Origin of the sequence: Streptomyces sp. CCM_MD2014, from assembly GCF_000772045.1 — a bacterium.
In the GTDB taxonomy this organism is placed as follows: domain Bacteria; phylum Actinomycetota; class Actinomycetes; order Streptomycetales; family Streptomycetaceae; genus Streptomyces; species Streptomyces salinarius.
Window position 1 is genome coordinate 3654167 of record NZ_CP009754.1, and the last position, 18998, is coordinate 3673164.

The window sequence follows — 18998 nt, forward strand, 5'->3', positions numbered from 1 at the left end:
GCCGGCCGCACCGTGTGACGAGACCGGCCCGGGCGGGACCGGACGGGCCCGTCAGCCCAGTCGTACGACCGCCCGGGACATGCCGAGGACCTTCTGGCCGGCGCTGGTGGCCGTGAGGTCGACGCGGACGGTGTTGCCGTCGAGCTTGGCCGCCACCTTGCCGCTGACCTCGATCACCGCACCCCGGTCGTCGTTCGGGACGACGACGGGCCTGGTGAAGCGGACGCCGTACTCCACGACCGAACCCGGGTCGCCGGTCCAGTCGGTGACCACGCGGATCGCCTCGGCCATGGTGAACATGCCGTGCGCGATGACGTCCGGCAGGCCCACCTCCTTGGCGAACTTCTCGTTCCAGTGGATCGGGTTGAAGTCGCCGGAGGCGCCCGCGTACCGGACGAGCGTGGCGCGATCCACGGGGAAACTCTGCGCGGGCAGTTCGGTGCCGACCTCGACGTCGCTGTACGCGATCTTCGTCATGCGTGCTCACGCCTCCTCGGCCGCGCGGGCCACGAGCTTGGTCCAGGCGGTCACGACGTGCTCGCCGGCCTCGTCGTGCACCTCGCCGCGGATGTCCAGGACGTCGTTGCCGGCCAGCGACTTGATCGCCTCGATGGTCGAGGTGACGGTGAGCCGGTCACCGGCCCGCACCGGGCGGACGTAGGAGAACTTCTGGTCGCCGTGCACCACCCGGCTGTAGTCCAGCCCGAGCTGCGGGTCCTCGATGACCTGACCGGCCGCCTTGAACGTGATGGAGAACACGAAGGTCGGCGGAGCGATCACATCCGGATGACCGAGCGCCTTCGCGGCCTCCACATCGGTGTACGCCGGATTGGCGTCGCCCACCGCCTCCGCGAACTCACGGATCTTCTCCCGGCCCACCTCATAAGGCGCGGTCGGCGGATAATTCCGCCCCACGAACGACTGGTCGAGCGCCATGGGCTCGCAACCTCCTGCTGCTGCTCTTCGTTTCTGTGACAACGACGACTGTGGCACCGGCCGACTGCGCCAACGGCCGACCGTGGCAACGGCCGACCGTACCAACGACACGAGGCCGCCCCCAGCTTCGGGGACGGCCTCGTGTACGAGCCTGATTTATCGCGTCTCGCGGTGCGCGGTGTGCGCGTTGCAACGCGGGCAGTGCTTCTTCATCTCCAGTCGGTCCGGGTTGTTACGCCGGTTCTTCTTGGTGATGTAGTTCCGCTCCTTGCACTCCACGCAGGCCAGCGTGATCTTCGGGCGGACGTCGGTGGCAGCCACGTGAGTGCTCCTTGACGAACGGATTGATGTTATTAACGCAGGAAAGAGTAGCCGATTGAAGGACCGACCCCGCAATCGGCTACTGAGAGTAGCGGTGACCGGACTTGAACCGGTGACACAGCGATTATGAGCCGCTTGCTCTACCGACTGAGCTACACCGCTGTGATGCGATCGGGCCCCGCCTCGCGACGGGAACCTCTCACACCAGAGCCCCAAAACGGAATCGAACCGTTGACCTTCTCCTTACCATGGAGACGCTCTGCCGACTGAGCTATTGGGGCGAGCGATGAAGACATTACACGGTCGCCCGCCGTTCGCCCAAATCCGTTTCGCCGACCCTGCCCCGTCCCGTCCGGACCACTGCGGGGCGGCCCCGACCGCGCGGACGGCACCGGTACGACTATTGCGCTCCTCCGCACCACGGGCTGACCACCGTCCTAGGCTCGACTCACTCTGCGTGATCTTGCGTCCCCCACTGCGCAGCCCCGAGCCCAGAGGAGCGCGATGCCCGACAGCCAGCCGCAGCCGCCCCACTCGCCCTCCCCCTCGGACTCCGCCGGCCCCGGCTCCCTCCTGCTCACCGGCGCCCGGCTCGCCGACGGCCGGACCGTGGACGTACGGCTCCACGGCGGGCGTATCGAGGCCGTCGGCACGGCCGGCAGCCTGACCCCACGACGCGCTCCCGGTCCCGGCGGCCGGCCGTATCCGGGCGGCCACCGGGACCCGGACGGCCACCCGGACCCGGACGGTCGCCGGGACCCCGGTGGCCACCCCGGCCCGGGCGGTCGGCTGGATCTGGGCGGATACCTGCTCCTCCCCGCCCCCGCCGATCCGCACGTCCACGCCGACACGGCCCTCACGGCCGACGTCCCGGGCCCGGTCTCCTACGACCCCGAGGACGTCCAGCGCCGGGCCACCGAGGCCGCTCTGCTCCAGCTGGGACACGGTGCCACCGCGTCGCGGGCGCACGTACGGGTGGGCGACGTCGCGGGGCTGGGCGCGCTGACCGCCGTACTGCGGACCCGGCGTTCACTGCGCGGGCTCGCCGAACTGACCGCGGTGGCGATGCCCAGGGTGCTGACCGGCGTGGCCGGTGCCGACGGACTGGCGATCCTGCGGGACGCGGTCAAGATGGGCGCGGACGTGGTGGGCGGGTGTCCGGATCTGGACCCCGATCCGACGGGGTACGTGGAGGCCGTCCTGGAGGTCGCCGCCGAGCACGGCTGCCCGGTCGACCTGCACACGGACGCCGCCGACCCGGCGCGGCTGGCCCGCCTCGCCGCCATGGCGGGCGGGCTGCGTCCCGGGGTGGCCGTCGGTCCCTGCGACGGTCTGGGCCGGCTCCCCGCCGAGGTGGTCTCCCGGGCCGCGGACGGGCTCGCGGCGGCCGGAGTGACGGTGGTCTGCCTGCCGCAGGGCGCCTGCGGGGCGTCGGACCACCCCGGCGGCACGGCTCCGGTACGGCTGCTGCGGGCGGCCGGGGTGCGCGTCACCGCGGGGAGCGGTGCGCTGCGGGACGTGTCCAACCCGGTGGGGCGGGGCGACCCCCTGGAGGCCGCGTACCTGCTGGCCTCGCGTCACGGGCTGCGCCCCGAGGAGGCGTACGACGCGGTGAGCGCCGCGGCACGGGCGGCCCTCGGGCTGCCCGAGGTCCGGGTGGAGGCGGGCTTCCCGGCCGAACTCGTCGCCGTACGCGGCGACCGCCTGGCGGGCGCGCTGTCGCTGTCCTACAGCCGGATCGTGGTGCACCGGGGACGCGTGGTGGCACGCACCAGCGCGGTACGGGAGTACGGCGACTCGACCGGCGCGACCGACCTGGGACTGCCCCGGCAGGGGCGTGGCGGGCGCGGGCGACGCGACGGGCACGGCGGACCCGACGGGCACCGCGGGCCGGGAGACATGCCCTGAAGGCTGAGGGCCGCGCACGGCCCCGGGGCGAAGTCGTGGGGCGGGGGCGGCCGTCGGGGCGGCGGGGGCGGTCGTCGGGGCGTACGGTCGAAGACATGCGCATTGTCATCGCTGGTGGTCATGGTCAGATCGCGCTGCGGCTGGAGCGGTTGCTCGCCGCGCGCGGTGACGAGGTGGCGGGCATCGTCCGCAAGGCCGAGCAGGCCGACGATCTGCGTGCGGCGGGCGCCGAACCGGTCGTGCTGGACCTGGAGTCGGCCTCGGTCGACGAGGTGGCGGAGCGGCTGCGGGGCGCGGACGCGGCGGTCTTCGCGGCAGGGGCGGGCCCGGGGAGCGGGGCGGCCCGCAAGGACACGGTGGACAAGGCGGCCGCGGTCCTCTTCGCGGACGCGGCGGTCCGCGCGGGCGTACGACGCTTCCTCATCGTGTCGTCCATGGGCGCCGACCCCCGGCACCAGGGGGACGAGATCTTCGACGTCTACCTGCGTGCCAAGGGCGAGGCAGACGCGTACGTCAGTTCCCTGGAGGCCCTGGACTGGACGATCCTGCGCCCCGGCGCCCTGACGGACGACGCGGGCACGAACCTCGTGCGCCTGGAGGCGCACACCGGCCGCGGCCCCGTTCCGCGCGACGACGTCGCCGCCGTCCTGGCGGAACTGGTCGACACCCCGGCCACCAACGGCCTGACCCTGGAGCTGATCAGCGGTTCGACGCCCGTGTCGGTGGCGGTGAAGTCGGTGGCCGGGAACTGAGGGCGGCGGCTCGGGGCGGGCGCGGTACTCCGGGGGGCGTGTGACGAGCGGTCAGAAGAGGGGCAGCTGCCCCGGGAAATCAGGGACGACGTAGCCGTCCAAGGACGGCTGCGCCGCCCCCAGTTGCGCCGGTCGGCGCGAACCGGGACAGGAGACGAGTTCGCCGCTCCCCCGTGCGCCGGGCGGATCATGGCGCGCGTATCGCCCCGCGACCACGGCGATCTCGCGACGGCACTCGGGGCAGGTTCTGCGACGGGAGGACGAGGCCATGACCCCAGTCTGCCCGCCAGGCGCGGCCCCAGAGCCGCCCCACGGGCCACCCTCCCGGATCCGCCCATGACGAAGGGCCCCGTGACCTGCTATTCGGGCAGGTCACGGGGCCCTTTCGTTCCCGTGTGGCGGCGCCAGGATTCGAACCTGGGAAGGCTGAGCCGGCAGATTTACAGTCTGCTCCCTTTGGCCGCTCGGGCACACCGCCGGGGTTTGCTGCCCGTCGAACCGCTTTGGGGCGGTGCTCCGTGGCAACGACGTAAACAATACCCGATGCGGAGGGGTGCTTCGCCACCCGATTGATCGCCGCTCGGACCGCGGCGGGTGGCTAGGCTTGTCCGGATGCGGCCGAGGACCCTGCCGGGCCCGGTGGCCGCCCACGTATGCCGGTACGGACCCGATACGCGGCCCGACACGCACCCAGATACAAGGAGCCACAGGACATGGCCGACTCCAGTTTCGACATCGTCTCGAAGGTCGAGCGGCAGGAGGTCGACAACGCCCTCAACCAGGCCGCCAAGGAGATCTCGCAGCGCTACGACTTCAAGGGCGTGGGCGCCTCGATCTCGTGGTCCGGGGAGAAGATCCTCATGGAGGCCAACTCCGAGGACCGGGTGAACGCAATCCTCGACGTCTTCCAGTCCAAGCTGATCAAGCGCGGCATCTCGCTGAAGGCTCTGGACGCGGGCGAGCCCCAGCTCTCCGGCAAGGAGTACAAGATCTTCGCGTCGATCCAAGAGGGCATCTCCCAGGAGAACGCGAAGAAGGTGGCCAAGCTCATCCGCGACGAGGGGCCCAAGGGTGTGAAGGCCCAGGTGCAGGGCGAGGAGCTGCGGGTCTCCTCCAAGAGCCGGGACGACCTGCAGACGGTGATCGCCCTCCTCAAGGGCCAGGACTTCGACTTCGCGCTGCAGTTCGTGAACTACCGGTGATGTGCTGAGCCGGCGACGAGAGAGGGTGGGCACCGCGGGGTGCCCACCCTCTCTCGTCCGGTCCGCGCGTGTTCAGTCGCGCGAGTTGCCGAACAGGAGCCGGTAGGCGACCAGGAGCACCAGCGAACCGCCGATCGCCGCGGCCCAGGTCGTGCCGTCGTAGAAGTCCTTGCTGATCGGGTGGTCCAGCCAGCGGGCCGATATCCAGCCGCCGATGAAGGCGCCGGCGATTCCGATGAGCGTGGTACCGATGAGCCCGCCGGGGTCGCGGCCCGGCAGCAGGAACTTGGCGATGGCTCCGGCCAACAGTCCGAGGATGATCCAGCTGATGACGGTCATGCCGTGACCCTGCCCTTTCTCGCTGCGCCCACACTGTGCCCGTGGTGCGGGCCAGTTCCTCCGCGGTGTTCATGTCGTCTTGGTGGAGAGGACGTTCCGGCCGTGCCGGGTGGTTGCGCCGGTCAGTAGGGTGCGACCCATGACACCTGCGGGTTCGGGGCTGCGTCGCACCCTTGGTCTGGGCGATGCCGTCGTCGTGGGACTCGGTTCCATGATCGGCGCCGGGATCTTCGCCGCCCTGGCTCCGGCGGCGCGCGCCGCCGGTTCGGGGCTGCTCCTCGCCCTCGCCGTGGCAGCGGTCGTCGCCTACTGCAACGCCATGTCGTCGGCGAGGCTGGCCGTGCGGTATCCGGCCTCGGGTGGCACGTACGTGTACGGACGTGAGCGGCTCGGGGAGTTCTGGGGGTTCCTCGCGGGCTGGTCGTTCGTCGTCGGGAAGACGGCCTCCTGTGCTGCCATGGCGCTCACCGTGGGCGTGTACGTCTGGCCCGAACAGTCGCACGTGGTGGCGGTCGCGGCGGTGGTGGCGCTGACCGCGGTGAACTACGGCGGAATCCAGAAGTCCGCCTGGCTGACGCGGGTGATCGTGGCGGTGGTCCTCGCTGTCCTCGCTTCCGTGGTGGTGGTGTGCCTGGGATCGGGGCCGGCCGACGCCGGGCGGCTGGGCATCGGGCTCTCGGGCGGCACCGGCGGGGTGTTGCAGGCGGCCGGCCTGCTGTTCTTCGCGTTCGCGGGGTACGCGCGCATCGCGACCCTCGGCGAGGAGGTGCGGGACCCGCGACGCACCATCGCGCGGGCGATCCCGCTGGCGCTGGGCCTCACGCTGGTCGTCTACGGGTGTGTGGCGGTGGCCGTCCTTTCCGTGCTGGGCTCCGTCGGTCTGGGGCAGGCGACGGCACCCCTGGCCGACGCGGTACGGGCGGCCGGCCTGCCGGGGCTGGCGCCGGTCGTACGGGTGGGCGCCGCCGTGGCCGCGCTGGGTTCGCTGCTGGCGCTGATCCTGGGCGTGTCACGGACGACGCTGGCCATGGCCCGGGACGGTCATCTGCCCCGCGCACTGGCCGCGGTGCACCCGCGTTTCCAGGTGCCGCACCGGGCGGAGCTGGCCGTGGGCGCGGTGGTCGCCGTCGTGGCGGCCACGGTGGACGTACGTGGGGCGATCGGATTCTCCTCCTTCGGTGTACTGGCGTACTACGCCGTGGCCAATGCTTCGGCCTGGACGCTCGGCCCATCGAGGATGTCCCGCGTCGTACCCGCGCTGGGCCTGACCGGCTGTGCGGTGCTCGCCTTCTCGCTGCCGGCCGTCTCGGTCGTCGTGGGCGTGGGTGTCCTGGCGGTGGGCGTGGTGACGTACGGCGTGCGGGGGCAGCAGGTGTCGCGGTAAGCCGCCGTGGGCAAGCGTCTCGCGGGCAGGGAGCGGGCGCCCCGGTCTCTGCACGTGTTCCTCGCCTTGCTGGCCACCCGGCCCGGCGACTGCTCGGTCTCGGTCATGGATTCATGATGCGGGCCGCCACGGACATCGGGGCGGGCCTGTGGACAATCCGGTGGCTGTGGACAACCAAGGCGGCGGAGGCCGTTACCAGCCGGTCCGCTGTGTGGTTCCCGCCGCCGCTGTGAAGGGCTGGTCGGTGCGCACGATCTCGCGTCCCATCGGGAGCAGCGAGACGGGGATCAACTTGAAGTTGGCGATGCCGAGCGGGATTCCGATGATCGTGACGCACAGCATGACGCCGGTGACGACATGGCCGAGCGCCAGCCACCAGCCCGCGAGGACGAGCCACAGCACGTTTCCGATGCAGGAGGGCGCCCCGGCGTCGCGGCGCTCGACGGCCGCGTACCCGAAGGGCCACAGGGCGTAGACACCGATACGGAAGGCCGCGATGCCGAACGGGATTCCGATGACCGTGATGCAGAGCAGCGCGCCCGCGAACAGGTAGCCGAGGAACAGCCAGAAGCCGCTGAGCACGAGCCAAATGACGTTGAGGATGGTCTTCACTGCTGACGACCTGCCATCTTTTCGAGTCGGGCGATTCGCTCCGCCATCGGCGGGTGGGTGGAGAACATCTTCGAGAGCCCCTGCCCCGGCCGGAAGGGGTTGGCGATCATCATGTGGCTGGCGGTCTCGAGCCGGGGCTCCGGGGGGAGCGGGAGCTGCTTGGTGCCGAGTTCCAGTTTGCGCAGGGCGCCGGCCAGGGCGAGGGGGTCGCCGGTCAGCTGGGCGCCGGAGGCGTCGGCCTCGTACTCCCGGGAGCGGCTGATCGCCAGCTGGATGACGGTGGCGGCGAGCGGTCCGAGCAGCATGATGAGGAGCATGCCGAGCAGACCGGGTCCGTCGTCGTCGTTGGACCGGCCCACGGGGATCAGCCAGGCGAAGTTGACCAGGAACATGATCACCGAGGCGAGGGCGCCGGCGACGGAGGAGATGAGGATGTCGCGGTTGTAGACGTGGCTGAGTTCGTGCCCGATGACGCCGCGCAGCTCGCGCTCGTCGAGCAGGCGCATGATGCCCTCGGTGCAGCACACGGCCGCGTTGCGCGGGTTGCGGCCGGTCGCGAAGGCGTTCGGTGCCTCCGTCGGTGAGATGTACAGACGGGGCATCGGCTGGCGGGCCTGGGTGGAGAGCTCGCGGACCATGCGGTAGAGCGCCGGGGCCTCGAACTCGCTGACCGGGCGGGCGCGCATCGCACGCAGTGCGAGCTTGTCGCTGTTCCAGTACGCGTACGCGTTGGTGCCCAGGGCGACGAGGACGGCGACGACGAGCCCCGCTCGGCCGAAGAAGCTGCCGATGACGATGATGAGCGCGGACAGTCCCCCGAGGAGTACTGCGGTCCTGAGCCCGTTGTGCCGGCGGTGCACGGTACGCCCTCCAAGTCGTGCAGCAGGGGAACCCTTTGCTTGCTGGTCTCGCTCGCTGTGGTTGCTTCCCGGTCTCCGGTTGCCACCGGTGCCGTGGGTGACACGTCCAGTGGACCCTTCCGTACTGGTCAACGCCAGGCGAGGGCCACCAGTTCCCCGGCGCCCGGCGCGACGCGTGTGGACCGTTCGGGTGACCGCCGTCGTCGGCGGCACGCACGCGTGGAAGGCGAAGGTCGCACGCGCGTGTGCGCGGCGCCCGCGCTCAGAAGAGCCCGGTGTCGGCGAAACGCAGGATCAGCTGGGGTGCCCCGGAGAGGGCGACGGCGAGGACCGCGGTCACGGTGATCGCGGCCGTGAGGGGAGCCGGGACCCGGTGGCCGGCGGTCGCCTCCTCGGGCGCCCGGAACAGCAGTGCCGTCCATTGGAGGTAGTAGAAGAGCGCGATCACGACGTTGACGGCCATGACGACGGCCAGCCAGCCGAGTCCGGCGTCGACGGCCGCGGAGAACACCGTCACCTTGGCGAAGAGGCCGATGATGCCGGGCGGCAGTCCGGCGAGGCAGAGCAGGAAGAAGGCCAGGAGCAGGGCGGTGAGGGGGTTGGAGGCGTACAGGCCGCGGTAGTCCGCGACGCGGTTCAGGGCTCTCGCGCGGCCCACGAGCGCGGCCACCGCGAAGGCTCCGAGGTTCACCGCGGCGTACATGAGCGCGTAGGCGACCGTGGAGCCGATCGAGCGTTCCGGGTCGTCGGAGTACGCGGCGGCGGCGATCGGCACCAGGAGGTAGCCGGCCTGGCCGACGGACGACCAGGCGAGCAGCCGGACCGCGCTGTACGCGCGCGTGGCCTGCTGTCGGAGGGCGCCGACGTTGCCGGCGGTCATGGTGAGGGCGGCCAGCGCCGCGAGGGCGGGACCCCAGACGTCGGCGTAGGACGGCAGGGCGACGACCGTCACGAGGATGAGGCCGGAGAAGCCGACCGCCTTGCCGATCACGGACAGGTAGGCGGCGATCGGCAGCGGTGCGCCGACGTAGGTGTCGGGCACCCAGAAGTGGAAGGGGACGGCGGCCGTCTTGAAGGCGAAGCCGACGAGGGTGAGGACGACGCCGGTCTGGGCGAGGGTGGTGAACTGCCCGTCGACGTGCTGGATGCGGTCGGCCACCTCGGTGAGGTAGAGGGTGCCGGTGGTGGCGTACACGAAGCTGATGCCCATGAGGCTGACCGCGGTCGCGGTGACCGAGGACAGGAAGAACTTCAGGGCCGCTTCGGAGGACCTGCGGTCGCCCTGGCGGAGGCCGACCAGGGCGAAGGCGGGCAGGGACGCGACTTCCAGGGCGACGATCAGGGTTGCGAGGTCGCGGGAGGCGGGCAGGAGAGCGGCTCCGGCGGCGGAGGAGAGCAGCAGGAACCAGAACTCGCCCTCGGGCAGTCCCCGGTCGGCGTCCTTCACGGCGGTGACCGACAGGAGGGCGGTGAGCAGGGCGCCGCCGAGGACCAGGAACTGGATGGCGAGGGTGAAGGTGTCCGCGGTGTAGCTGCAGACGCCGGGTTCGCCGTTCCGGCAGAACGTCGAGCGGTCGTCGTTCACCAGGGGCAGCAGCATGACGGCGGAGGCGGCGAGTCCGGCGACCGAGATCCAGCCGAGCAGGCTCTTGCGGGCGTCCTTGACGAACAGGTCGGTGACGAGGACGACCAGGCCCACGACGGCCGTGATGGTGGGCGGCGCGATGGCGAGCCAGTCGACGGACTGGACGAGGTTCTGGGCCAGCGGCTGCAGTGGCTGCTGTGCGAGGGCCGCCTCGGCGAGGGGCTGGGCCGGGGAGCTCATCGGGTGCCTCCTGAGAGGAGCTGCTGCACGGCCGGGTCGGTCAGCCCGAGGAGGGTCCTGGGCCACAGTCCGGCGACGACGGTGAGGACGACGAGCGGGGTCCAGGCGGCGAACTCGTACGTGCGCACGTCGGCGAGTCGCGGCTGGGGGGCGTCCTGCGGTACGGCGCCCATGCAGACGCGGCGCACCACGATCAGCATGTACGCGGCCGTGAGCAGGGTGCCGAAGGCGGCGATCGCCATGAAGGTGAGGAAGGCGGGACGGCTGAGGTCCTGGGCGGGGTCGAAGGCGCCGAACAGCGCGAGCATCTCGCCCCAGAACCCGGCCAGGCCCGGCAGACCCAGCGAGGCGACCGCGGCGAAGGCGAGCAGACCGCCGAGGCGGGGCGCCTTGCCGTACAGGGCGTGACCGGACTCCTCGGCGAGGGTGTCGAGGTCGGTGGTTCCGGTGCGGTCCTTGAGCGCGCCGACCACGAAGAAGAGCAGGCCGGTGATCAGGCCGTGGGCGATGTTGGCGAACAGGGCACCGTTCACCCCGGTCGGGGTCATGGTCGCGACGCCGAGCAGGACGAAGCCCATGTGGCCGACGGAGGAGTAGGCGATGAGGCGTTTGAGGTCGCCCTTCGCGCCTCTCCTGGCGAGGGCCAGGCAGGCCAGGGAGCCGTAGACGATGCCGACCACGGCGAAGGCCGCGAGGTAGGGCGCGAAGGTGCGGAAGCCGTCAGGCGCGATTGGGAGCAGGATCCGGACGAACCCGTACGTGCCCATCTTCAGCAGGACGCCGGCCAGCAGGACCGAGCCGACGGTCGGCGCGGCGGTGTGGGCGTCGGGCAGCCAGCTGTGCAGCGGCCACATCGGGGTCTTGACCGCGAGCCCGATCCCGATCGCCAGTACGGCGATGACCTGCACGGACGCGGTCAGTGACCGGCCGTTGTCAGTGGCGAGTGCCACCATGTCGAATGTGCCCGCCGTGATTCCGATCAGGAGCAGGCCGAGCAGCATGACGACGGAGCCGAGGAGCGTGAAGAGGATGAACTTCCAGGCGGCCCCGGCCCGTCCCTCGCCGCCCCAGCGGGCGATGAGGAAGTACATCGGGATGAGGACCGTCTCGAAGGCGAGGAAGAACAGGACCAGGTCGAGGACGGCGAAGGTCGCGAGGGTGCCGGACTCCAGGACGAGCAGCAGCGCGACGAAGGCCTTCGGGCTCGGGCCGGAAGGCATCTTGAAGTACGAGTAGAGCGCGCAGAGGAAGGTCAGCAGCGCGGTCAGGACCAGCAGGGGGAGGGAAATGCCGTCGATGCCGAGGTGGATGCGCACGTCGAGTGCGGGGATCCAGCTGATGTCCGTTCCGGCCTGCATCTTCGACGGGTGGTCGTGGTCGAAGCCGAGCACGAGGACGACGGCCGCGAGGAGGACGGCGCCGGTGACGGTGACGCCGTGCCGGAGCACGGCCTGTTCGGGTGACTTGCCCTTCAGTCCGGGCGGGGCCGGCAGCAGGGCGGCGGCGGCGCCGAGGAGCGGGCCGACGACGACGAACGCGAGAAGGACCCGCATCACGGACTCGTTGATATCGATCACGCCTGCTCACGCTCCCGTGGCGACGAGGACGGCGGCGACCGCGAGGACGACGGTGCCGGCGAGCAGCGCGCTCACATAGGTCTGCACATTGCCGGTCTGGGCACGTCGTACGGCGGACCCGAGCAAGCGGGGCAGGGCGCCCGCCGCGCGTACGTAGGTGTCGACGACCTCGCGGTCGAGGAACCGGACGAGGCTCGCTCCGGCCCGGACCGGGCGGACGAAGAGGGCCGTGTACACGGCGTCCAGGTGGAAGCCGGCCGCCGCGTGCCGGTGCACCGGGCCCAGCAGGAGTCGCCCCGGGTCGGACGGGTCGGGCGCGGAGGCGAGGTCTCCGTAGGCGGGCCGGTGGCTGGCGATGGCCTCGGCCTCCACCAGGGCGGCGTCGCCCTCGGGGTGGGCCGCGACCGCGCCCAGCGGGGTGCGGGCGGCGAGCGCCGTGGTGTGGCGCCAGGCGGCGTAGGTGACGATGCCGCCCACCAGGGCCACTCCCGTGCCGAGCACGGAGGTGGTGAGGGTCGGGGTGAGGTCGTGGCCGTCGAACCAGTCGGGCAGCAGGCGGAAGGCGAGTCCGCCCAGCGCGAGGGAGGGGATGGCGAGCACCCAGAGCACGGCGTTCATGACCAGCGGCTGCCTGCCGTGGTCGGGGGCCTCGGCGCCTCGGCCGCGGAAGGCCAGCAGCCACAGTCGGGTCGCGTAGGCGGCGGTCAGCAGCGCCGTGACCAGGCCGGCGACGAGGACGGTCCAGCCCGCGGCGCCGGGCGCGTGTTCGGTGTGGCCGGTGGCCACGTGCTCCGCGGCGCCGAGGACGGACTCCTTGGAGAAGAAGCCGCTGAAGGGCGGGATCGCGGCGAGGGCGAGCAGGGCCACGGTCATCGTCCAGTAGGCGTCCGGGACACGGTCGCGCAGGTTCCGCATGCGGGACATGGCGGCCAGCGAGTTGGTGCCGGCGGCGTGGATGATCACGCCCGCGGCGAGGAAGAGGAGCGCCTTGAAGGCGCCGTGGGACAGGAGGTGGAAGACGGCGGCACCCCGGTCGCCCGTGGCGAGGGCACCGGTCATGTAACCGAGCTGTCCGATGGTCGAGTAGGCCAGGACGCGTTTGATGTCGTCCTGGGCGAGGGCGGCGAGCGCGGAGCCGGCCATCGTGACGGCGGCCATGACGGCGAGGACGACCATCGCGGCCCGTGAGGCCTCGAAGAGCGGAAGGAGCCGGGCGACGAAGTACACACCGGCGGCGACCATCGTCGCGGCGTGGATCAGCGCGGAGACGGGCGTCGGGCCCGCCATCGCGTCGGGAAGCCAGGTGTGCAGCGGGAACTGCGCCGACTTGCCCGCGACACCGGCCAGGAGCAGCAGCGCGATCAGCGTCGGGTGGTCGAGCGAGCCGCTCGCGACCGCTCCGAGGATCTCGGTGATACGGAAGGAGCCGGCCTCGGTGGCCAGTGCCAGCAGACCGATCAGGAAGGGGACGTCGCCGAGCTTGGTGACCAGGAAGGCCTTGAGGGAGGCGGCGCGCGCCTCCGGGGTCTCCCAGTAGTGGCCGACCAGGAAGTACGAGCAGATGCCCATGACTTCCCAGCCGACCAGCAGCACCATCAGGTCGCCGGAGTAGACGACGAGGAACATGGCGGAGGTGAACAGGGAGACGAGAGCGGCGTACGAGGCGTAGCGCGGGTCGTCGCGCAGGTAGCCCGTCGAGTAGAGCTGCACGCAGGTGGCGACGGTGCCGACCAGGACGGCGACGAGGGCGGCGAAGCCGTCGATGTGCAGGGCGAGTTCGACGGGGACCGAACCGGTGGGGGTCAGCTCCGTGACGGCGTCGACGGCCCCGCCGCCGCCCTGGCGGGCCGCGACGAGTACGGCGAGGACGAGTGCCGCCGTCGTCGGCAGGACCGCGAGGGGGCGGACGAACCCGGGCGCCGTCCGGCTCAGCAGGAGGCCGGCGACTGCCCCGAGGAAGGGGAGGAGGGGGACGAGTACGGCGAGGGTGGTCGTGGTCACGCGGTGGCCTCAGCCTTCTCGGCGGCCGTCCCGGTCGCGGGGGTGTCGGTGTCGGGGCCGTCCGGCTCGTGGCCCTCGGCGGTGTCGCGGAGCTTGTCGATGTCCGAGGTGCCGCGGTTGCGGTGGACGGCGAGGACGATCGCCAGGCCGATGCCGATCTCGGCGGCCGCGATGGCGATGGTGAACAGGGTCAGGGCCTGGCCGGAGTGCAGGCGCTCTTCCGCGGCCCTGCTGAGCCAGACGTCGAAGGCGACCAGGTTGAGGTTGACGGCGTTGAGCATCAGCTCGACCGACATCAGGACCAGGATCGCGTTGCGGCGGGCGAGGACGCCGTAGAGGCCCGTGCAGAAGAGGAGGACCGAGAGGACGGCGGGATAGGCGAGGTGCATCAGCGGGCACCGCCCGTCTGGGAGGTGCCGGAGCGGGAAGCGCCGGACGGGGAGGCCCCGCCCGGGGACGCTTCGCCGGCGCGGGCCGGCCTGGCCTTGCGGGAGAGGACGATGGCGCCGACCAGGGCGGCGAGGAGGAGGACGGACAGGGCCTCGAAGGGGAGGACCCAGTTCTGGAACAGGCTCGCTCCGGTCACGGCGGTGGAACCGGCGGCGGGGCCGTCCAGGTCGATCCAGGTGGTGCGGAACGCGTCGACGACGACCCACACCAGGGCCGCCGCGGAGGCCACGGCCACGGTGAGAGCGGCCCAGCGGTTGGCGGAGTCGGCCTCCGGGGACCGGCCGATGGGCGCCCTGGTGAGCATCAGCCCGAACAGGATGAGGACGACGACGGCACCGACATAGATGAGGACCTGTACCCAGGCGATGAACTCGGCCGTGAGCAACAGGTATTCGACGGCCAGGCCGCCGAGGGCCACCACGAGCCAGAGCGCCGCGTGGACGAGCTGACGGGTGGTCACGGTGACGACGGCGGCGCCGAAGGTGACCAGGCCGACGAGGAGAAAGGCGATCTCGACACCGGTCGGGGAGAGGAATCCGTGTGATGCGGCGGCAAGGGTCATGTCCGGTCCTCCTGGCCGGGCCCGTCCGTCTCCTGCTCCTGCGGCTGCTGCTGCGCGGCCAGCTTGTCGGCGGCCTTGCGGGCGGCGGCGAGTTCCTTGGGCTCCTCCGCGCCGGGGTCGAGTGCGGGCGGGGCCGGCACGGTCCACATCCACTCGCGCAGCTTGTCGCGCTCGTGGGTGAGGTCGCGGATGTCGGTCTCGGCGTACTCGAACTCCGGGGACCAGAACAGGGCGTCGAAAGGACAGACCTCGATGCAGATACCGCAGTACATGCACAGGGCGAAGTCGATGGCGAAGCGGTCGAGGACGTTGCGGCTGCGGTCGCGTCCGCCGGGGGTGGCCGCCGGGACCGTCTCCTTGTGGGAGTCGATGTAGATGCACCAGTCGGGACACTCGCGGGCGCACAGCATGCAGACCGTGCAGTTCTCCTCGAACAGGCCGATCACGCCGCGGGTACGGGGCGGCAGCTCCGGCTGGGCGTCCGGGTACTGCTCGGTGACGGTCTTCTTCGTCATCGTGCGCAGGGTGACGGCCAGGCCCTTGGCCAGGCCGCTGCCGGGGACGGGGGCCATTACGCGATCACCACCTTGACGATGCCGGTGAGGGCGATCTGGGCGAGGGAGAGGGGGACGAGGAGGGTCCAGGACAGCTTCTGGAGCTGGTCCTCGCGCAGCCGCGGGTAGGTCACGCGCAGCCAGATCACGACGAAGGCGAGGACGGCCGCCTTCAGCAGGGTCCAGACCCAGCCGAGGCCGTCGGCCCCCCAGGGTCCGTGCCAGCCGCCCAGGAAGAGGACGGTGGTCAGTCCGCACAGGACGACGATCCCGGCGTACTCGGCGAGGAGGAACAGGGCGAAGCGCAGACCGGTGTACTCGGTGTACGCCCCGAAGATGATCTCCGAGTCGGCCACCGGCATGTCGAACGGGGGGCGCTGCAGTTCGGCCAGCCCGGCGACGAAGAAGACGACTGCGCCGACGATCTGCCAGGGCAGCCACCACCACTCGAAGGCGTCGAGGATGCCGACGAGCGAGACGGTGCCGGCCGCCATCGCCACGGAGGCGGCGGTGAGCAGCATCGGCAGTTCGTACGCGAGGAGCTGGGCGGCGGTGCGCAGGCCGCCGAGGAGGGAGAACTTGTTGGCGGAGGACCAGCCGGCCATGAGCGAGCCGAGGACGCCCACGCCCATGACGGCCAGGACGAAGAAGACGCCCGCGTCGACGACCTGACCGACCGCGCCCTCTCCGGGCCCGACCGGGATCGCCAGGAGCACCAGGAGATACGGCAGCAGGGCCACGGCCGGGGCGAGCTGGAAGATGCGCCGGTCCGCGTCGGCGGGGACCACGTCCTCCTTCTGCGCGAACTTCACGCCGTCCGCGACGAGCTGGGCCCAGCCGTGGAAGCCACCCGCGTACATCGGGCCCAGGCGGCCCTGCATGTGGGCCATGACCTTGTGTTCGGTCTGGCCGACGATCAGGGGGAACGCGAGGAAGACGACGAAGACGACCAGGAGGCGCAGGGTGACGTCGAGCGCGTCGTTCACTGCTGGCCTCCTGGAGGGTTCGGCGGGGTGCGGGGCGCGTTGGGCTCACCGGCGTTGTCGGACGCTCCGGAAGCGTCCGGGCCTGCGGAAGCGTCCGGACCTGCGGATGTGTCCGGTCCTTCGGATGTGTCCGGACCTTCGGATGCGTCCGGCTCTTCGGATGTGTCCGGACCTGCGGATGCATCCGGCTCTTCGGAGGTGTCCGGCTCTTCGGAGGTGTCCGACCCTTCGGAGGTGTCCGATCCTTCGGAGGTGTCCGGTCCTTCGGGTCCGGGATCCCCCTCCACCGCCTCAGGCTCGTCGAACGCCGGGCGGGCGTGGTGCCAGGGGGCGTCCGGACTGCGCGGCGTCGAGGGCGCCGGCTTGCGGGCCGGTTCCTCGGTGGACGAGGAGTCGGCGCCGGTCCCGTCGCCGCCCCGGGGAGCACTGCGGGAGCCGGCGTCGTCGTCCGGCCGTCCGACGTCCGGGGCTTCCCGCTGGCTCGCCGAGCCCTGCGAGGCGCTCCGGGTACGCCGGGGACGGACGTTCCCGGCTGCGCCCCTCTGCTCGGCAGCGGTGCCGGCGATGGGGCCAGCCGTGGGTCCGGCCGTCGACCCGTCCGTCGGGCTGCCCGCCGGAGTGTCCGTCGAGCTGCTCGTCGTACTGCCCGCCGAGCTGTCCGACGCGCCGCCGGCCGGGCCGGCCGCTCGCTGGGACGCGGAGCCCTGGCTCGCGCTGCGCGACCGCCGGGGCGCCGGTGCGGCCGTCGGCCCGCCCGCCGGGGAGGCCTGGCTGACCGAGCCCTCGGCCGCCGTACGGGAGCGGCGCGGTGCGGCCGGCGTCTCGGTACCGGGCGTCTGCCGGCCGACCGAGCCCTCGGCGGCCGTACGGGTACGACGGGCCGGGCGCTCCCCCGCCGCCCGTCCCGCGCCTCGTGCCGGGCGTGCCGGGGCGGGCGGCAGCTGGCCCTTCAGCGGGCCCCATTCGTTGGGGTCGGGGACACCCGGCGGCAGCATCTGACGCCGGCGCGGACCACCGTGGTCGGACTCGCCGGGCTCCTTGGCCCCGGGCCAGGCCTTGGCCACGCGCGCCGCGAGGACGAAGTCCTTGCGCAGCGGGTGGCCCTCGAAGCCCTCCGGCAGGAGCAGGTGGTCGAGTGCGGGGTGGTCCTCGAAGGCGACGCCGAACATTTCGTGGGTCTCGCGTTCGTGCCAGGCGGCGCCCGCGTACACCCCCACGGCGGTGGGCAGGACCGGTGCCTCGTGCGGGACGGTCGTACGCAGCAGCAGTCGGCGTACCGGTCCCAGCGCGGCGACGTGTGCCGCGACGCGGAAGCCGGTGCCCGGCTCGTCGACCGCGCTCAGCCAGTCGAAGTACGTGCAGCCCAGCCGGTCACGCGCCGTCTCCAGGGCGGTGATCCAGGAGCTGGGCGGCACGTCGACGGTGAGGAGGTCGTACGACTCCTCCGCCGCGGCGTCCGTACCGAAGAGTTCCTCGGCGTCGGCGGGCAGCCAGCCGACCGCGGTCATCGTCCCTCCCCCGCGTCGGAGGGCGGGGCGGGCGGTCGCACCAGGCCGCTCCGGAGCGCGGCCGTGGACGGCCGGGGCGAAGCGCCGTACCGCTCCCCCAGGGACTCCCGCGCGATCTTCTCCTGGAGCTTGAGGATTCCCTGGAGCAGCGCCTCGGGGCGCGGCGGGCAGCCGGGAACGTAGACGTCGACGGGGATGATCTGGTCGACGCCCTTCGTCACGGAGTAGGAGTCCCAGTAGGGGCCGCCGCAGTTGGAGCAGGCGCCGAAGGAGATGACGTACTTCGGCTCGGGCATCTGCTCGTAGAGGCGTTTGACGGCGGGCGCCATCTTGTCGGTCACCGTGCCGGAGACGACCATCAGGTCGGCCTGGCGGGGGCCCGGCGCGAACGGGATGACGCCGAGCCGGATGAAGTCGTGCCGGGCCATCGACGCGGCGATGAACTCGATCGCGCAGCAGGCGAGACCGAAGTTGAAGACCCAGAGGGAATACCGGCGGCCCCAGTTCAGGACGACCTTCATCGGCTCCGGGGCGAGGCGTGCGAGCGTGCCCAGCCGTTTGGGCTCGGGCAGCGGCACGGGCCCGGGCGCGGTGGCGGGCACCGGTCCGGCGGCAGGTGCGGAAGCTGAGGGGTTCACGTCCACGACAGGACGCCCTTCTTGTATGCGTACAACAGGCCCACGGCGAGGAATCCCAGGAAGACGAACATCTCCACGAGGGTCGTGGCGCCATAACCAGGGTCGGCGAAGACCGTCGCCCAGGGGAAGAGGAAGATCGAGTCGACGGCGAAGATGACGTAGAGGAACGCGTAGACGTAGTAGCGGACCTGGGTGTGCGCCCAGCCCTCTCCGACGGGGTCGACGCCGCACTCGTAGGTGAGCAGCTTCTCGGGCGTCGGGACCACGGGGCGCAGCAGGCGCCCGGCGCCGAAGGCGACGGCGACGAAGAGCACGCCGACGACGGCGAGCAGGCCGACGACCGAGTAGGACCGGAAGTAGTCCGCGGCGAGCCCGACGGTCGCATCGGCGGTGGTCACGGCACCGGCGGTCGCCTCGCCGACGGTCGGTTCCGGCACGTGCGCCCCTCGCTCCCTGTCGTGCACGTCGTGAAACGTGGTGAAACGTCGTGAAGCCGCTGTTCCTCGTGGTGCTGCCGTTCGACGATCTGTACGCACGGGAGTCTAGAGCCTGATAAAGAGACGGTAAGCAGCCCGTCGTACGT

At 71.6% G+C, this 18998-nt stretch carries 21 protein-coding genes and 3 tRNA genes; 4 read left to right on the plus strand and 20 right to left on the minus strand.

What is annotated here, in order from left to right; all coding sequences use genetic code 11:
- Positions 1 to 51: 51 nt before the first annotated feature.
- The 5 genes from NI25_RS15945 to NI25_RS15965 all read right to left on the minus strand — a co-directional run bounded on the left by NI25_RS15945 (position 52) and on the right by NI25_RS15965 (position 1538).
- Positions 52 to 477, minus strand: a complete 426-nt coding sequence (locus tag NI25_RS15945; RefSeq protein WP_061443090.1) for a MaoC family dehydratase — start codon at positions 475 to 477, stop codon at positions 52 to 54.
- A 6-nt stretch (positions 478 to 483) separates the two neighbouring features.
- Positions 484 to 936, minus strand: a complete 453-nt coding sequence (locus NI25_RS15950) for a MaoC family dehydratase N-terminal domain-containing protein (RefSeq protein ID WP_061443091.1) — start codon at positions 934 to 936, stop codon at positions 484 to 486.
- Between the two features lie 156 nt (positions 937 to 1092).
- Positions 1093 to 1257, minus strand: a complete 165-nt coding sequence (gene rpmG / locus NI25_RS15955) for a 50S ribosomal protein L33 (RefSeq protein WP_003948671.1) — start codon at positions 1255 to 1257, stop codon at positions 1093 to 1095.
- 89 nt (positions 1258 to 1346) lie between these two features.
- A tRNA-Met gene (locus NI25_RS15960) sits at positions 1347 to 1419 on the minus strand.
- A 46-nt stretch (positions 1420 to 1465) separates the two neighbouring features.
- Positions 1466 to 1538, minus strand: a tRNA-Thr gene (locus NI25_RS15965).
- 223 nt (positions 1539 to 1761) lie between these two features.
- Here NI25_RS15965 and NI25_RS15970 point away from each other — a divergent pair.
- Both NI25_RS15970 and NI25_RS15975 read left to right on the plus strand, forming a co-directional pair.
- Positions 1762 to 3165, plus strand: coding sequence for a hydrolase (locus tag NI25_RS15970; RefSeq protein ID WP_061443092.1), 1404 nt, complete (start codon positions 1762 to 1764; stop codon positions 3163 to 3165).
- A gap of 95 nt (positions 3166 to 3260) precedes the next feature.
- Entirely contained in the window at positions 3261 to 3917 is a 657-nt protein-coding gene (locus NI25_RS15975; RefSeq protein ID WP_061443093.1) for an NAD(P)H-binding protein, read from the plus strand.
- Between the two features lie 51 nt (positions 3918 to 3968).
- Here NI25_RS15975 and NI25_RS40205 read toward each other — a convergent pair whose 3' ends face one another.
- Together NI25_RS40205 and NI25_RS15980 are read right to left on the minus strand one after the other, a co-directional pair.
- A complete protein-coding gene (locus tag NI25_RS40205) occupies positions 3969 to 4187 on the minus strand; it encodes a hypothetical protein (protein WP_031034672.1) in 219 nt (72 codons plus the stop codon).
- Positions 4188 to 4313: 126 nt separating this feature from the next.
- Positions 4314 to 4395, minus strand: a tRNA-Tyr gene (locus NI25_RS15980).
- A gap of 235 nt (positions 4396 to 4630) precedes the next feature.
- Here NI25_RS15980 and NI25_RS15985 point away from each other — a divergent pair.
- Positions 4631 to 5119, plus strand: a complete 489-nt coding sequence (locus tag NI25_RS15985; RefSeq protein ID WP_061443094.1) for a YajQ family cyclic di-GMP-binding protein — start codon at positions 4631 to 4633, stop codon at positions 5117 to 5119.
- A 72-nt stretch (positions 5120 to 5191) separates the two neighbouring features.
- On the opposite strand, the gene NI25_RS15990 is transcribed toward NI25_RS15985, so the two are convergent.
- Entirely contained in the window at positions 5192 to 5458 is a 267-nt protein-coding gene (locus NI25_RS15990; RefSeq protein WP_059299985.1) for a GlsB/YeaQ/YmgE family stress response membrane protein, read from the minus strand.
- A 139-nt stretch (positions 5459 to 5597) separates the two neighbouring features.
- Here NI25_RS15990 and NI25_RS15995 point away from each other — a divergent pair, with 139 nt between their 5' ends.
- Positions 5598 to 6842, plus strand: coding sequence for an APC family permease (locus NI25_RS15995; RefSeq protein WP_061443095.1), 1245 nt, complete (start codon positions 5598 to 5600; stop codon positions 6840 to 6842).
- Positions 6843 to 7034: 192 nt separating this feature from the next.
- On the opposite strand, the gene NI25_RS16000 is transcribed toward NI25_RS15995, so the two are convergent.
- The 12 genes from NI25_RS16000 to NI25_RS16055 all read right to left on the minus strand — a co-directional run bounded on the left by NI25_RS16000 (position 7035) and on the right by NI25_RS16055 (position 18852).
- Positions 7035 to 7454 carry a YccF domain-containing protein gene (locus tag NI25_RS16000; protein WP_061443096.1) on the minus strand — a complete coding sequence of 140 codons (420 nt, stop codon included), beginning with the start codon at positions 7452 to 7454 and terminating at the stop codon, positions 7035 to 7037.
- On the minus strand, positions 7451 to 8314 hold the full coding sequence (gene htpX / locus NI25_RS16005; protein WP_030145418.1) for a zinc metalloprotease HtpX: 864 nt from the start codon (positions 8312 to 8314) through the stop codon (positions 7451 to 7453). Before htpX ends, NI25_RS16000 begins: the two co-directional genes overlap by 4 nt.
- Positions 8315 to 8576: 262 nt before the next feature.
- On the minus strand, positions 8577 to 10139 hold the full coding sequence (locus NI25_RS16010) for an NADH-quinone oxidoreductase subunit N (RefSeq protein ID WP_061443097.1): 1563 nt from the start codon (positions 10137 to 10139) through the stop codon (positions 8577 to 8579).
- Positions 10136 to 11716: an NADH-quinone oxidoreductase subunit M gene (locus NI25_RS16015; protein ID WP_061443098.1), complete on the minus strand. Its 1581-nt coding sequence runs from the start codon at positions 11714 to 11716 to the stop codon at positions 10136 to 10138. Before NI25_RS16015 ends, NI25_RS16010 begins: the two co-directional genes overlap by 4 nt.
- Positions 11717 to 11722: 6 nt before the next feature.
- Complete coding sequence (locus tag NI25_RS16020) at positions 11723 to 13717, minus strand: NADH-quinone oxidoreductase subunit L (RefSeq protein WP_061443099.1); 1995 nt, start codon at positions 13715 to 13717, stop codon at positions 11723 to 11725.
- On the minus strand, positions 13714 to 14106 hold the full coding sequence (gene nuoK, locus NI25_RS16025) for an NADH-quinone oxidoreductase subunit NuoK (protein ID WP_061443100.1): 393 nt from the start codon (positions 14104 to 14106) through the stop codon (positions 13714 to 13716). The genes NI25_RS16020 and nuoK overlap by 4 nt, the downstream gene beginning before the upstream one ends.
- Complete coding sequence (locus tag NI25_RS16030) at positions 14106 to 14729, minus strand: NADH-quinone oxidoreductase subunit J (protein ID WP_061443101.1); 624 nt, start codon at positions 14727 to 14729, stop codon at positions 14106 to 14108. The genes nuoK and NI25_RS16030 overlap by 1 nt, the downstream gene beginning before the upstream one ends.
- The gene (locus NI25_RS16035) at positions 14726 to 15301 is read right to left on the minus strand and encodes a NuoI/complex I 23 kDa subunit family protein (protein WP_061443102.1); all 576 of its coding nucleotides are present in this window, start codon (positions 15299 to 15301) and stop codon (positions 14726 to 14728) included. The genes NI25_RS16030 and NI25_RS16035 overlap by 4 nt, the downstream gene beginning before the upstream one ends.
- Positions 15301 to 16269 carry a complex I subunit 1/NuoH family protein gene (locus NI25_RS16040; protein ID WP_061443103.1) on the minus strand — a complete coding sequence of 323 codons (969 nt, stop codon included), beginning with the start codon at positions 16267 to 16269 and terminating at the stop codon, positions 15301 to 15303. The genes NI25_RS16035 and NI25_RS16040 overlap by 1 nt, the downstream gene beginning before the upstream one ends.
- The gene (locus NI25_RS16045) at positions 16266 to 17777 is read right to left on the minus strand and encodes an NADH-quinone oxidoreductase subunit C (protein WP_078884634.1); all 1512 of its coding nucleotides are present in this window, start codon (positions 17775 to 17777) and stop codon (positions 16266 to 16268) included. The genes NI25_RS16040 and NI25_RS16045 overlap by 4 nt, the downstream gene beginning before the upstream one ends.
- Positions 17774 to 18421 (minus strand): NADH-quinone oxidoreductase subunit B, encoded by a 648-nt coding sequence (locus tag NI25_RS16050; RefSeq protein WP_061443104.1) that lies wholly within the window; start codon positions 18419 to 18421, stop codon positions 17774 to 17776. Before NI25_RS16050 ends, NI25_RS16045 begins: the two co-directional genes overlap by 4 nt.
- The gene (locus NI25_RS16055) at positions 18412 to 18852 is read right to left on the minus strand and encodes an NADH-quinone oxidoreductase subunit A (RefSeq protein WP_061443105.1); all 441 of its coding nucleotides are present in this window, start codon (positions 18850 to 18852) and stop codon (positions 18412 to 18414) included. The genes NI25_RS16050 and NI25_RS16055 overlap by 10 nt, the downstream gene beginning before the upstream one ends.
- Positions 18853 to 18998 lie beyond the last annotated feature (146 nt).

Coding starts and splice junctions, on each gene's coding strand:
- NI25_RS16030 (WP_061443101.1), bottom strand. CDS start 14,729: ATGACCCTTGCCGCCGCATCACACGGATTCCTCTCCCCGACCGGTGTC.
- nuoK (WP_061443100.1), bottom strand. CDS start 14,106: ATGCACCTCGCCTATCCCGCCGTCCTCTCGGTCCTCCTCTTCTGCACG.
- NI25_RS16035 (WP_061443102.1), bottom strand. CDS start 15,301: ATGGCCCCCGTCCCCGGCAGCGGCCTGGCCAAGGGCCTGGCCGTCACC.
- NI25_RS15995 (WP_061443095.1), top strand. CDS start 5,598: ATGACACCTGCGGGTTCGGGGCTGCGTCGCACCCTTGGTCTGGGCGAT.
- NI25_RS15985 (WP_061443094.1), top strand. CDS start 4,631: ATGGCCGACTCCAGTTTCGACATCGTCTCGAAGGTCGAGCGGCAGGAG.
- NI25_RS15950 (WP_061443091.1), bottom strand. CDS start 936: ATGGCGCTCGACCAGTCGTTCGTGGGGCGGAATTATCCGCCGACCGCG.
- NI25_RS16010 (WP_061443097.1), bottom strand. CDS start 10,139: ATGAGCTCCCCGGCCCAGCCCCTCGCCGAGGCGGCCCTCGCACAGCAG.
- NI25_RS15975 (WP_061443093.1), top strand. CDS start 3,261: ATGCGCATTGTCATCGCTGGTGGTCATGGTCAGATCGCGCTGCGGCTG.
- NI25_RS15945 (WP_061443090.1), bottom strand. CDS start 477: ATGACGAAGATCGCGTACAGCGACGTCGAGGTCGGCACCGAACTGCCC.
- NI25_RS15970 (WP_061443092.1), top strand. CDS start 1,762: ATGCCCGACAGCCAGCCGCAGCCGCCCCACTCGCCCTCCCCCTCGGAC.
- NI25_RS16045 (WP_078884634.1), bottom strand. CDS start 17,777: ATGACCGCGGTCGGCTGGCTGCCCGCCGACGCCGAGGAACTCTTCGGT.
- NI25_RS40205 (WP_031034672.1), bottom strand. CDS start 4,187: ATGGCCTCGTCCTCCCGTCGCAGAACCTGCCCCGAGTGCCGTCGCGAG.
- NI25_RS15990 (WP_059299985.1), bottom strand. CDS start 5,458: ATGACCGTCATCAGCTGGATCATCCTCGGACTGTTGGCCGGAGCCATC.